This window comes from Scardovia wiggsiae F0424 (genome assembly GCF_000269605.1).
GTDB classification, from domain to species: Bacteria; Actinomycetota; Actinomycetes; order Actinomycetales; family Bifidobacteriaceae; genus Scardovia; species Scardovia wiggsiae.
In genome coordinates this window covers 1,082,957-1,096,170 of record NZ_AKCI01000001.1, presented here as the reverse complement: position 1 = coordinate 1,096,170, position 13,214 = coordinate 1,082,957, and the positions used below count along the sequence as shown (strand labels likewise).

Below are 13,214 nucleotides of genomic sequence, written 5' to 3'. Positions count from 1 at the left end.
TGGTTTCGAAACCGGCTCACGGACAGGGGCGGCAGGTGTAAAAGCCTGCCGCCCCTGCCTTTCTGCTGTTAATCTCCCGCATATAATTCATGGTTTTCAATGATAAAATCGCTCATGAAGGGAAGGGTGAAACTGACTGTCCCATGGCCTGTGGCCTGTATGATCTGGCTGTCAAGCAGCCGCCTGCGGTACATTGAAATATAATTCGGCCCTTTTCCCATGCGCCCGCTGATATCGCTTATCCTGACATTCGCAATGCCCGTATTCGTGGGTACCCTCGGCACGGCTGATGCGCCGTTGACGCACTGCGCCATGGCGAGCAGGAACTCCCGGTCTTTAGGGGACAGCTCCTGGAAAACTTTCGTATACACATTATGGAACAGCTGCATTTTGAATTCGGGCACTTCCTGTTCAAGAAGGCCCGGAGTCACAGGCGCGCCCTGCGCAGCCCTGTTCCATATCTGGTAGCCCAGAAGCTGGAAGGCATATGCGTATCCTGCGGTCATCCTTGCCATCGTTGTGAAGGCTGCATCTTCAACCGTGAACCCTGCGTCGCGGAAGCTTTTCTGATAGCTGTATTTGATGGATGTCAGCGCAATAGGCTCCAGATTTATCCGTGAACTTCGCAGGAGGAATGTCAGGATCTTATCATTCTGCAGCTCAGAAATCTTGTGAGGCAGGCCCGTCATCATCAGCGCAAGGCTGTAATTTTCACGCAGCATCAGCTGATACAGTGACGCGAATTCCTTGATGGCGGGCGTATTGTCAATTTCGTCTATGGTGATGAAGAGGTCCAGTCCGCGGGATCTGAGCTTATCAAGCATATCTGCAAAAAGCGTCTGATAGCTTGTCAGCGACGGCTGCGATGACCCGATAGAAAAATCGACCCCGAATGCTGAAATATTGACCCCCTTAATCTGGGAGAACAGCTTTTGCAGGGGGCTGTTCGCCTTCCGGTAGAGTTCGACGATAAGATTGGGGAGTATGCTGTCGCTCATAGCAAGGTTGAGGACTATCCATCCTTTTTTCGCTGCGACTGCTGTGCTGGCGTCGGTAAGGAATGCTGTTTTTCCTGATCCGCGGAGCCCGTATATCAATGATGTCCGGTAAGGGCTGTTCGGGTTTTCCAGTTCGTCTGTCACTTTCTGTACCAAGAACTGCCTGTCAAGGAATATTTCGGGCTTTTTGCCGAAACCGGGGTTGAATGGGTTCATGATATCTCCTGCGTGCGGGCGTAATAATATTTTATATTTCTTTATATACTCCAGGATATTTTATATTCCTTTATATTTCAAGTCTGGATTTATATTTCTTTATACTTTATTCTTTTATATTTTCCGGGATAACAAGGAGACCGGGAGAGGGGGGGAAGTCTCTAAACCCCGTTTTTACAGTGATACCTGAGGTATGTCCCGGGTGTTTTCAGGAGGAGGGGGGTAAGGTTCCGCTTATCTGGTTAGCTGGTGGTAAAACACGCAGATACAAAATCAAAAATTGCGGGAAACCGCCATAATGGTTTTTGTATCTGCGTGTTTTACCACCAGCATGTGGGGAGCAGAGCATGAAAGGTGCAGAAGATGGGAAGGGGATATAAGTAAGAGCCCGGCGGAGAACCGGGCTCTTCAGAGAAGGAGAGAGAAGAAAGGTTTTCAGTTATAAGAATTCAGTTCTCAAGATAGACAACCCACCTTGGCTGACGCTCCAGCCGTTAACTCGCGACTACCGGCTTCCTGCATCAGTAATTACATTAAAGACCGTAACCCTGAATAAAACCTGCATGGTTTGCTGGGAAGTTTGTAAGAATCAGGGCTATTTCTTCAAAAGGCCTTCCTTCAGCAGATATTCGTGGGCAACATCAGCAGCTGCACGGTTGCGGACTTTGACTTCGTAATTCATCCTGCTCATTTCAGCATCAGTGATCTTACCGCTGAGCTTATTGAGGATCCGCTGCAGCTCAGGATGCTTTTTCAGCAGGGAAGACTTCATAAGCGGAGCCCCCTGATACGGCGGGAACAGATGCTTATTGTCCTTAAGGGCTATCAGATTGTACTGTGTTATCTCAGCATCGGTAGAATATGCATCCACTATCTGCACCTGGCCATCATTGATAGCCGTATAGCGCAGAGCAGGATCCATCGTCCTGACATTGAGGTCAAGCCCGTACACCTTCTTCAGACCTCGGTTCCCATCATCGCGGTCATTGAATTCAGCCGTAAACCCTGCCTGCACAGAGCCGCCGACATTTGCCAGGTCCGAGATATTTTTCAGGCTGTACTGGTCCGCATAATGCTTCTTCACTGCTACGGCATACGTGTCCTGGAATCTCATGGGTTTAAGGAGGACAAGGCTGTCCTGCCTGAGGATCCCATCGCGCGCGGCACTATAGACAGCACCGGGGTCATTCGATGCCTTCGGCTTATCCGTCAGCAGGCTTTCCGTAATAGTCCCGGTGAACTCCGGGTAAATATCAATATCGCCGCGCTTCAGAGCCTTGTAGAGGAAAGTCGTTTTCCCGAAATCCGGTTTGAGGGCAACCTTGATATTGCTGTCTGCCTCAATAAGCTGCTTATACATATTGATGAGGATTTCGGGTTCAGGGCCGAGCTTGCCTGCAATAACAACAGTATCCTGTTTCTGCGCTGCCGAAACGAAATTCGGGGCATAGGAACCGGCCAGCCCTACGATGAGCACAAGGAATGCTGCGAGGATCTGCTTCAGCGAGCGCTTCTCCAGCCAGCGGATCACCAGGCTGAAAAGGATGGCAAGCAGTGCAGATGATATGGCGCCGATAAGGATCAGCGAATTATTATTACGGTCAATACCCAGAAGGATAAAAGACCCCAGGCCTCCCGCACCGATCAGGGCAGCCAGGGTAGCGGTGCCGATGATCATCACAGCCGAAGTCCGTACGCCGGAAACTATCACCGGCATAGCGAGCGGAAGCTCGTATTTGCGTAAGCGTTCCCAACGGGTCATACCAAACGCGGTGCCTGCTTCAACAAGATTAGGGTCTATCCCCTGCAGGCCGGTAATAGTGTTCTGGACGATAGGGAATAGCGCATAAACGACAAGTGCCGTCACTGCGGGTACTGTGCCGATCCCTATAACGGGGATAAGCAGTCCCAGCAGTGCGAGGGAGGGGATAGTCTGGAATATCCCTGTTATCTGGAGGATGGCTTCTGATGCTTTTTTCCTGTTGAAAAGCCAGACCGCTAGGGGGACCGAAATAAGGATCGCTATCAGCAGCGACAGCAGGGATATCTGCAAATGCTGGAGAAGGGCTTCTGCCCAGTCGCCGAAGCGGTTTTGGAATGTTGTGACCAGGTCATTCATCAGTGCTTCCTCCTTCGGGTGTGGTGGAAAAGGTCTCTGACGAAATCGTCAGCCGGATTCTCCCTGATCTCATCAGGGGTGCCGGTCTGAGCAACGCGGCCGTCATTGATAACACATATCCGGTCTGCAAGATACTGGGCTTCGTTGATATCGTGGGTCACGAAAACTATCGTGGTGCCGAGGTCGTCATGGAGGTCAAGCGTAAGGTCCTGCAGCTGGACGCGGGTAATGGGGTCAAGCGCACTGAAAGGCTCATCCATCAGTATTACCTTAGGGCTGGCAACCAGTGCCCGCAGTATGCCGATCCGCTGCTGCTCGCCGCCTGACAGTTCATCAGGGTAACGCCCGTAATATGTTTCCGGGTCAAGGTCAACCCTTTTAAGAAGGCTCCTGGCTTTTTCGGCACGGTCTGCCTTTGACCAGCCCTTCATTTCAGGGATCAGCCCGATATTCTGTCCAACGGTCATATTGGGGAAAAGCGCGATCTGCTGGAGTACATAACCCGTTTCAAGGCGGAGGTCACGCAGGGGCAGGCTGGTAATATCTTCCCCGTCTATAAGGATGCTTCCCGAAGTAGGCTCAACAAGCCGGTTGATCATTTTCAGCGTTGTTGTTTTCCCTCCGCCGCTGGGGCCGACAAGGACAAAAAACTCCCCGGTACTGATAGTGAATGATTCATTATTGATGACTGCGGTATCATCGAACTGTTTGCAAACGTTTCTGAACTCAATCATATTCTCCCCCTTTCCGTTGTTTATTTTCGGCTCGTGAGAATATCTGTATAAAGGCCAGCCTGCACAGACCCTTAATTTTGAGTGGTAACGAGTTTAGCACATCCGTTCGATTTTGGCAGTGCCTGCATGGAAGCAGAAAGCGGGGGAACATAGTTCCCGGCAGCGGGATGCAGCCGGAAAATGGGGTTTGCCCGCAGAAACATGCGGTATGCGGTACATACAGCACTTATGCTGTAAAGTATAGTAAAATAAGGCATTGTAACACTATGGAGCAGTGACGGCAGTCAGGAAGCATAATATGGAAAATACAGGAAGCCGCGGCGGGGGACATCGGCTGATGAGGCGTATGGGCAGTATCCGCACAACTGCCATTGGGCTGGGGACTATGGGCCTTGCAATTGAGAAAAAGCCCGGCCGGCAGGAATCAATAGATATTATTCATACCGCTTTGGATGCAGGCTGCCGCCATATAGATACTGCGTGGGCATATTATGAATCCGGAGGGGAAGAGCAGGCGGCAGAAAAGCTTGTGAAGGCTGCCCTGGAGACATGGGACGGTCCGCGCGGGGAAGTGACAGTGGCAACAAAGGCAGGCCATTTCCGGAATTTTACAGACGGCAGGCCCACATGGGGGATCGATGGCCGTCCGGAATCCCTGATCAGATATGCCAAACAGTCTGCTGCGGTGCTCAGCGTAGAAGCTATCGACCTGCTGTATTTCCATCGCCCTGACCCTAAGGTGCCCTATGCTGAATCTATTGAGGCTATGAAGTCCCTTTATGACTAGGGGGTTGCCAGAACGATAGGGATATCCAATGCAAGCGTTGAACAGATCGGTATTGCGCATAGGATACTGGGCGATGCCCTGGTAGCGGTGCAGAACCAGTTTTCGCCAATTCACCGCGATACCCAGGATACTATTGACTGCACTGCCGAGCTTGGGCTGGCTTTCGTCTGCTGGAGCCCTCTGGGCGGTTTCCGCAAGCCGTACGATGAATCCATGTTCGACCCCTTCCGCAGGGTTGCTGCAGCGCATGGTGTGAGCTGTCAGCAGATAGTCCTTGCGTGGGAACTCGCGCGTGGGGACCACGTGTTCGTGCTCCCCGGGACCCATCGTGCGGAAACTGTTATTGATTCACTGCACGCAGATTGCGTGGAGCTGTCGGCGCAGGAGCTGGAATATCTTGGCTAGCATTATGGAAAACGATAATACATATAATACATCCGGTATGATTCAGCTTCCCGATGGGGCCAGCATCTCAACTGCCCGTACCCCTGCGCTTATCCCTATCGCGCTGGCTCCGGGCATCACTGTGCACTACACGACGCGCCTCGGCGGGCACTCCCAGGGAGACTGGGCATTCTGCAATCTCGGGTCGAAAGTCGGAGATGATCCCAGCCATGTGTATGCGAACAGGTTTGCTGTAGACGGTGTTGTGGGGTCTCGCGTGTACACAGTATCCCAGATCCACTCTGCGCGGGCCGTCAGCACAGATGATGAGCTGGAACGGATCCGCAGCGTCATTGGCGCCCAGGCTTCTGACGGCAGCGTTCCCGGCCCTAAGGGAGAAGCCGGTGGAGAATCATTTGCAGAAGCCTGTGCCGACAGGTTTTACGGGATCGAAGCCGACGCGCAGTATACGCTGCAGCAGGACAGGGCTATTGGGGTTTTTACTGCGGACTGTCTGCCCGTACTACTTGCCGATCCCCATGCCGGGATCATCGGTGCGGCGCATTGCGGACGGAAAGGCCTGCAGCGCGGCGTCCTGCAGAACCTGATACATGCGATGGAGAGCCGGGGCGCCCGGTCATCCCATATGGCAGCAACTCTGGGCCCGTGTATCTGCGGCAGCTGCTATGAAGTCGGCAGTGATATTGCAGATGAGTTTGACAGGCAGTTCCCCGGGACTGCTACGGTGACCCGTTTCGGCGGAAAAGGTATTGATATTACGCTGGCAGCACTCCAGATACTTGCGCATGAGGGTATTTCCGGCAGCAGGATAGCAGATTCCGGACCGCGTGTACGGGCTGCAACATATTACCTTGAAACTGATCCTGAATTCCAGGCGCTGTGCAGGGCCGATGCTGAGGGCGGCCCTCTCAGTAAGCGGCTTGATAAGATGGAGCATCCTCTGTGTACGCTTGAAAACCCGCTGTGGTATTCCCATCGCAGGGCTGTCAGATCAGGAAAAGCTGACAGCGGACGGGCCTTAAGCATTATTACTCGGACAGATCCGGCCAGGCTGGAAAAGGAACAGGCTGCTCTCAGGGCGCAGCTTGCAGCTGAGGATATTGCGGAGGCAGGGGCAGAAAGTATAATCGAAGAAGGGACTGCAGCTGTCCCGGATCAGCAGGGCAGCAAATGATAACAGGGAGTGCGGTGGTGTCATGGATACAGTAAACGTTGTTGTATGCGGCTTTGAACATTATGACAATGTTGATGTCAACCCGTCCAGAGAGGTATGCGAAACGCTTGCCCGCGACAGTGTTGCAGATGAAAAAACTGATGTGCATATTAACGTTGCATCAGTCCTGATGCCGCTGAGTTTCCAGAATGCATGGCCTGTACTGCTGAAAACGCTTGACGCAGCCCATCCGGATATAGTTATTGCCACTGGGCTGAAAACACATGCCCAGTCAGTGATCCTTGAATGCTGTGCGACGAATTTTATTGATGCGCAGAAGCCGGATGCGGACGATGTCCAGCCCCGCCGCATGCCTATAATACCCGGCGCACCCCAGGCATATTGGACGCATCTGCCGCTGCACGGCATCCTGCAGTGTTTTGCGAAGAACAGCATCCCCGCATCCCTGAGTTCTGATGCCGGGACTTTTGTATGCAACTCGCTTTTCTACCAGCTCCTGAATTGGAGCAATAAACACAATAATACCCTGGCCGGTTTCGTGAGCCTTCCCCTTGTAGGCAAGGAACACGGCTATACCCCGGGCATGTCGCTGGATCAGATGATCACTGCTGCACAGGATGTTGTGAAGATGAGTGTAGATTATTACAGAAAACCGCTTCCCCCCGAGATTCTTCGCGCGTAGTATCGTATAATACTCGTGAATTGTGTTTCACAAGTTTCCGACAACTATAACAATAACTATAAATACAAATAATAAATATGCAATGGAGATAAGATGCCAGAGAATTTTCCTACTGCCCTTCGCGGTTATGATAAGGAACGAGTAGATGAGGTTTTTGCCAGGCAGGAGGAGAATATTTCCCGGTTGCGTGAGCAGATCAAGGCGTATGATGCCCGTATCCTTCAGCTTGATGCCCAGCTGCAGGAAGAGAAGCGCAAATCTGAGGGGAAGGGGAGCACATCGTTTGCTTCGCTTGGTGCTAATGCGCAGCAGCTTCTGGCATCTGCCGAGCAGACGAGCAAGGAGCTTATCCAGCGTGCGCAGCAGGACGCTGCATCCGTGCGTGCGAATGCCCAGTCGCAGGCAGATACCCTTGTCAACAACGCCAAGCTTGATGCCCAGCGCATGACTGAAGAAGCCGAGAAGAATGCTGAATCTATACTCGGAAAGGCAAAAAGCAAGGCTGAGGCCCTCAGACAGAATGCCCAGGAAGAGGCGCAGCAGCTGCGATCCACCGCCAGGCAGCAGAGCGACAGCCAGCTCCATGCGTTGGAGGTGGAACTTGCCAACAGCAGGAGCGAGCATGACAAAACAATGGAATCTGAAAGGGCTGAGCAGGAAAAAGAGATTGCAGACATGCGCCGGCAGGCTGCTGAGGAGATAGCACAGATCAGGCGTGATGCGAACGAAGATATCACTGCGAAAAGGGGCGAAGCTAACGACCAGATCGAAGAGGCGCTGGATTCTGCTAACAGGAAGCTGGCGCAGGCGCAGGAACGTGTCAGTAAAATGCTCTCTGACGCCCAGAGGCAGGCAACTGAGATTACTGATACGGCAAAGGCACAGGCCCAGCAGATTGCTGACCAGTCTACTATTGACAAAGCCAAGTCGGAAAGTGCCGTAGCAGAGGAGGCAAAAGCCGCCCGGGAGGCCATCCAGAAGCAGCAGGACGATGCTTCCCGCCAGGTGAACCAGCTGCTCGAGCAGCTTGCCCAGCAGCGTGACCAGGTTGAAAATGAGACTAATAAGCTTCTGGAAGAGGCCAGGAATACACGCGCCCAGGCTGATGAGTATGCTGACCAGAAGCGCGCAGAGGCCGATGAGGCATTGAAGTCCGCTTTGGAAGATGCCGATAAAAAGGCCAGTGAACTTATCAGTGAGCGGCGTAATGCAGCCCAGAAGGAAATCAGCGGTCTGCAGGAGCAGATATCTTCCCTGCAGGAGCGTGAGGCGGCAATCACTTCGCGTGTCGATGAGCTGCGTTCCATCTTCTCGCAGGCCTTCGGGCAGTTCGGGCCCTTTGCACAGCCGGAGGGGGAAAGCGGTAAAGGTTCCGGCGCCGACGGGAAAAAGGCCGGCAGCGGAAAATAGGATGCCCGCTGGTGGCTGCTGTCTAGTACACTGGCAGTAAGCATAACGTTACGTTAAAATTGGCCATGCAACTGGCTGCGCAAAATATGCGGTAAAAAGTAATGAAAGGTTAACATGACTGAGTTCAAACCATTAGACAGCCAAAAGCTTTCCGGGCTGCAGGACAATTTCAATGCCCGTCCTGAGAACCGTCTTGCAATGAATGCTGTTACATCTTCGGGAATCAATAAGGCGGCGAAGAATTATGACCGGGCCCGCCTGCTCCAGCGGAGGTTCTCAACGATAGTTGATAACGGTCCTGCAACTAACCAGAAGAGGTCCGGGCGCTGCTGGCTGTTCAGCTCGCTGAACGTAGCGCGGTTTGTGGCGAAAAAGAATCTGGGCCTTAAAGAATTTGAGTTTTCCCAGAACTATGCGATGTATTATGACAAGCTGGAACGTGTCAACTACTTCCTTCAGGATGTCAGAGAGCTTGCAGAACAGGGTGAGAAAAGTGATTCCCGGCTTATCCAGTTTATGCTTGGCGATGTTATGGGTGACGGCGGCCAGTGGACAATGGCTATGAATATCTATACCAAGTATGGTGCTGTCCCGCGTGACCTTTATCCGGAAACCGAGTCATCCGGAAATACCGGAGAGATGAACCATCAGCTGCGCAGCGTTCTGCATCAGGCGGTAGCTCACATGTTCGAGAAGCCTTCCCGTTCAGCTGATATTGTGCAGAATGCCTTGGCAGCATGCCACCGTATCCTGACGATACATCTGGGCACCCCTCCAACTGAATTTGACTGGGAGTGGACGGACGAAGACGGTACATTCCACCGCGATGGGACCCTTACGCCTGTAGGGTTCTGGAAGAAGTATGTGACCGCAGGCCTGGAAGACTACGTATGCCTTGTTGATGATCCCCGCAGGGAGCATCCGAAAGGGCAGATGATCGGGATCGAGCATCTGGGGAATGTTGTTGGCGGTACGCCAACGGCTTATCTGAATGTAGATACTCAATTCATGAAAGACTGCGTCAAAAAGATCCTGACAGAGCAGGGTATCCCTGTATGGTTTGGCGCTGACTGCCATCCGATGATGGACCGCGACAGCGGTGCATGGGCGACTGACCTTTTTGAGTATAACCATGTGTATGATTTCGATTTCAACCTCAGCAAGGAGGAGCGGGTACGGTTCGGCGAATCCGCTATGAACCATGCGATGGCGTTCGACGGCGTAGATGTAGACGATTCCGGTGCTACACGGCGCTGGCGCGTTGAGAATTCATGGGGCACGGAGATCGCCGATAAAGGCTATTTCACCATGGACGACCCGTGGTTCGACGAATATGTTTACGAAGTGGCTGTGCCTAAGTCCATGCTGCCCGCAGAATATCAGGAAGCCCTCACGAAGCCGCCGCTGATGCTCCCCGCGTGGGATCCGATGGGGGCGCTTGCGTAGGGCTGGAACGGACGTGGATAAGAAAGGCCAGCCGCGGTGTATGCAGCAGCACAGGACGGTTGCTGTTATCGGCGCCCTTGATGAGGAAGTTGAGCTTATCTCCCAGTCGCTGCAGGACCTGACGCATACGCATGCGGCGGGCCTGGATATAGCCCTGGGGGATATTGCTTCTGCATCGGGCCCGATTGGTGTTGCTGCGGCTGTTGCCGGGATGGGCCTTGTCAATGCCGCATCTGCAGCGCAATATATGATTGACGCTTTTGCACCCGAAGCTGTTATTTTTTCCGGTATAGGCGGGAATCTCAGCCCGGATCTCCATATCAATGATGTTGTGCTCGGCAAAACGCTGAGATACCTTGATTCTGACATGGCGCTTATCGGCCAGGCCTATCCCGGGCTGAGCGAATACCATTCCGATCCCCGCCTTATGGGGATCGCTTCCGATGTGCTCAGCAGTATGGGGATACATCATAGGGAAGGCATTATTGCTTCCGGCAACCGTTTTATTGAAGGCGCAGATAGGATTGCTGATGTCAGGTCCCAGACCCGGGCTGATGTGGCCGAGATGGAGGGGGCTGCAGTATGCCATGTTGCAGCCAGGAATGATACCCCTGCACTCGTGATCCGAGCGCTGAGCGATAACGCGGATACGGAATACGAAAAGTTCAGGGATTTTGATATCAGCGAATATGCCCATACTGCTGCAAGGGTAGTTGTAGGGATCATCAAGGCGCTGTCCTGACAGTGCATAGATATGCAGTTCTCGGACAGTTTCAGACGCTACGGAGATCGGTGCTGTATCGGCGGGAAGCAACAGGATTGGGGATAAGGGTTTTGTGATTTGATTCATATATTCTGTTCAGCCGGGCTTTGGCGCCTGGAATGGTGTTATACTTATACGTATAAGCAGTGGTTCAGCACTAAAGAAGCAGGGTATATGACTGATATCAATGGTACGGATAATATAAACCCCTCTCCCGGGGAAGCGGACAGTCCCTGGGCGCCTGCCGGCCCCCTGGCGGCCGGGGCTGATGTGCGGCGTCCGCGTTTGAAAGGGTGGCATGCGGCCATTATCGTGATAGCTGTTTTGGCTCTGCTTGGTATTGGAGGTTATGCAGTAGTGAATCAGGTATTTCATCATCAGGAACAGGCCCGAATCCAGCAGGAAAAAGAGCATCTTCAGGAGTATCGTAAGATTGCCCATTCCGAGGAGTGCAGGAAGCTTATCGAAAAGCAGCTTAAATATAGGGACCCTAATGCTTTTACTGATACGGGGGTTATTAAATCATATAAAATCAATGATTCATCTATTGAGAACAATCCGATGGCAGGTTTTTCTTTTACAGTGATTATTAATAATGATAAAAAATTAACAATTGGATTTATAGTGGATAAGCCTTCTTACACATTTGACCATGACCATCCTGACGGGCAGCTTACTGATGATGTTGAGATTACATCGCCAGAGTTAGAAGATTTGTTAGAGGCGAGGTATGGCAAAGATTATTTAGATAAATAAAAAGGAACCAGTATATTTTAGAATAGAAAGGTTGGTTTATGGCAGTTCAGGACTTCACTGATCTTCAGCGTAAAGAAATTACAGAGGTTGCATACTATAACGATATATGGAAAATGAATAAAAACGTTCGAATCGATAAGGGTAAAACATCTATTGGTACAGTCGTTAAGGTTGTCCGCGGACGTGACAATGTTGAGGGCGACGACCCTACCGGCCTGGATGCCGTTGCTATTAAAGATGAGAAAACGAAGACTATCCGCATAATCTTCCAGGGCTCACAGGGAAGTATGTTTAACAGCAAAGATTGGAGCGGCAATGATTGGCCGATGTGGGGCAAGCATATCGTTGACGGCAAGGGTGCTACTCCCCAGCTGGAGAGGGCAGCAGCGTTTACGAAGAAGGTACTGGCTGAGAATAAGGGGTACTCTTTTGAGGTTTATGGCCATTCTTTGGGATCAATGGATGGGCAGTATGCCATTGCATCTTTGAGTACACAGGAGGCATCCCGTCTTAAAGGCGCGTGGCTGTATGAAGGGCCGAATGTTTATAATGTTTTGGACGATGAAAAACGGAGACGGGTGGACAAGTACAGGAATAAGATCAATAATTATCTTGATCACAGGGATATTGTCCCTTTCGGCTATGTAGATTCGGATCATGTTATTGGCAATACTTTTTATGTTGACAGCGCTTTTGCTGGCGGGAAAGATATTGGGGATTATATCGGCAGGCAGCATAATTGGGGAGGCTACCAGTTCACCAAAGACGGGAAAATTGTACTGGAATCCGATTCTATCAAAGATATGGAGCGTATTTCTATAAATACCTTAAAAGGGTATTATCCCAGTGCTATTGGGATGTACCGGCTTCCATCGAGTGAGAGGATATTTATAGATGCGATACAGGCCTGTGCGGTTGTAAAAGCTATTGATTCCCAGATAGATTCGTTGGAATTCCACATGCAGGCTTTGAAGGATAAAGCATTGGGGGAAGCCGAATCTGATTGGGCAGGTATAGTAAACGATCTACACGTGTGCTATGCATCCCACTTGTCCGACGAAGAAATCATCTCAGCTTTGGAGGCTGTGGGGTGGAGCAAAGAGGCATTTATGGGCAAAGTGAAAGAAAGCATAGATAAGTTAGAAAGGGCAGTGAAACAGGAGTGCAGGAAAATGCGTGATACAGGCGAACAGGTAAAAGCGGGCATTGCCAAACTGGTTGAGAAAGATAGCAGTCTTGGGAGGAATATCGAGAATTATAATATTGGCATTCTTCCTCAGCGCGGCCCTACCTTTGGGGGAAGGTAAAGATGGATAATTATATGACCCTCCCTATCTGCGATATCCTGGATCACAGGGATTGCCCGGAGTGTTCTTCCAGTGAGGAGCACCTGGAACATACTATGTATGATGTCCAGCGCAGTTTTGAGCAGGCAGAAGAACTTGCGCAGCAGAAAAGCAGGCTTATCGATGGATGGGAGGAAGCTTCAGCGAAGCTGTGCGAGCGTTTCCCCGATGCTGCATCCGGTATTATGGCATTTGCAGCCCCCTATCTGCAGTGGCTGCGGGACAATAATATGAGAGAGGTATCGCTTGCAGAGCAGCAGCGTGATGAAATAATCATTGAGATCAGAAGGATGGAAGAGCAGTCTATGGAAAAGAAGGGTAAACAGTAAAACAGAATAAATAATAATATTGTGTTAAACAGTTAAAACAGAAAGATAT

At 51.4% G+C, this 13,214-nt stretch carries 11 protein-coding genes and 1 pseudogene; 9 read left to right on the top strand and 3 right to left on the bottom strand.

The features are described from left to right. Positions 1-68: 68 nt before the first annotated feature. The 3 genes from HMPREF9156_RS0104900 to HMPREF9156_RS0104885 form a co-directional block, all read right to left on the bottom strand. Complete coding sequence (locus HMPREF9156_RS0104900; protein WP_007147670.1) at positions 69-1,214, bottom strand: ATP-binding protein; 1,146 nt, start codon at positions 1,212-1,214, stop codon at positions 69-71. 595 nt (positions 1,215-1,809) lie between these two features. After that, positions 1,810-3,333, bottom strand: coding sequence for an ABC transporter permease/substrate-binding protein (locus tag HMPREF9156_RS0104890; RefSeq protein WP_007147669.1), 1,524 nt, complete (start codon positions 3,331-3,333; stop codon positions 1,810-1,812). Further along, positions 3,333-4,067, bottom strand: a complete 735-nt coding sequence (locus tag HMPREF9156_RS0104885; protein ID WP_007147668.1) for an ABC transporter ATP-binding protein — start codon at positions 4,065-4,067, stop codon at positions 3,333-3,335. The genes HMPREF9156_RS0104890 and HMPREF9156_RS0104885 overlap by 1 nt, the downstream gene beginning before the upstream one ends. A 298-nt stretch (positions 4,068-4,365) precedes the next feature. Between HMPREF9156_RS0104885 and HMPREF9156_RS07055 the strand changes: the two are divergent. From HMPREF9156_RS07055 to HMPREF9156_RS0104835, 9 genes and pseudogenes are all read left to right on the top strand, one after another. Beyond that, a pseudogene (locus tag HMPREF9156_RS07055) lies at positions 4,366-5,259 on the top strand (aldo/keto reductase). Between the two features lie 4 nt (positions 5,260-5,263). Continuing rightward, positions 5,264-6,433 carry a polyphenol oxidase family protein gene (locus tag HMPREF9156_RS0104870; RefSeq protein WP_017147523.1) on the top strand — a complete coding sequence of 390 codons (1,170 nt, stop codon included), beginning with the start codon at positions 5,264-5,266 and terminating at the stop codon, positions 6,431-6,433. A gap of 22 nt (positions 6,434-6,455) precedes the next feature. Further along, positions 6,456-7,115: a pyroglutamyl-peptidase I gene (locus tag HMPREF9156_RS0104865; protein WP_007147664.1), complete on the top strand. Its 660-nt coding sequence runs from the start codon at positions 6,456-6,458 to the stop codon at positions 7,113-7,115. A 93-nt stretch (positions 7,116-7,208) separates the two neighbouring features. Continuing rightward, positions 7,209-8,525, top strand: a complete 1,317-nt coding sequence (locus HMPREF9156_RS0104860) for a hypothetical protein (RefSeq protein WP_007147663.1) — start codon at positions 7,209-7,211, stop codon at positions 8,523-8,525. Positions 8,526-8,639: 114 nt separating this feature from the next. Continuing rightward, positions 8,640-9,971, top strand: coding sequence for a C1 family peptidase (locus HMPREF9156_RS0104855; protein WP_007147662.1), 1,332 nt, complete (start codon positions 8,640-8,642; stop codon positions 9,969-9,971). A gap of 40 nt (positions 9,972-10,011) precedes the next feature. Next, the gene (gene mtnN, locus HMPREF9156_RS0104850; protein WP_007147661.1) at positions 10,012-10,713 is read left to right on the top strand and encodes a 5'-methylthioadenosine/S-adenosylhomocysteine nucleosidase; all 702 of its coding nucleotides are present in this window, start codon (positions 10,012-10,014) and stop codon (positions 10,711-10,713) included. Between the two features lie 195 nt (positions 10,714-10,908). Continuing rightward, the gene (locus tag HMPREF9156_RS0104845) at positions 10,909-11,490 is read left to right on the top strand and encodes a DUF1310 family protein (RefSeq protein ID WP_007147660.1); all 582 of its coding nucleotides are present in this window, start codon (positions 10,909-10,911) and stop codon (positions 11,488-11,490) included. A gap of 38 nt (positions 11,491-11,528) precedes the next feature. Next, complete coding sequence (locus HMPREF9156_RS0104840) at positions 11,529-12,797, top strand: alpha/beta hydrolase family protein (RefSeq protein WP_007147659.1); 1,269 nt, start codon at positions 11,529-11,531, stop codon at positions 12,795-12,797. A gap of 2 nt (positions 12,798-12,799) precedes the next feature. Then, positions 12,800-13,165 (top strand): hypothetical protein, encoded by a 366-nt coding sequence (locus HMPREF9156_RS0104835; protein ID WP_007147658.1) that lies wholly within the window; start codon positions 12,800-12,802, stop codon positions 13,163-13,165. Positions 13,166-13,214: the final 49 nt, after the last annotated feature.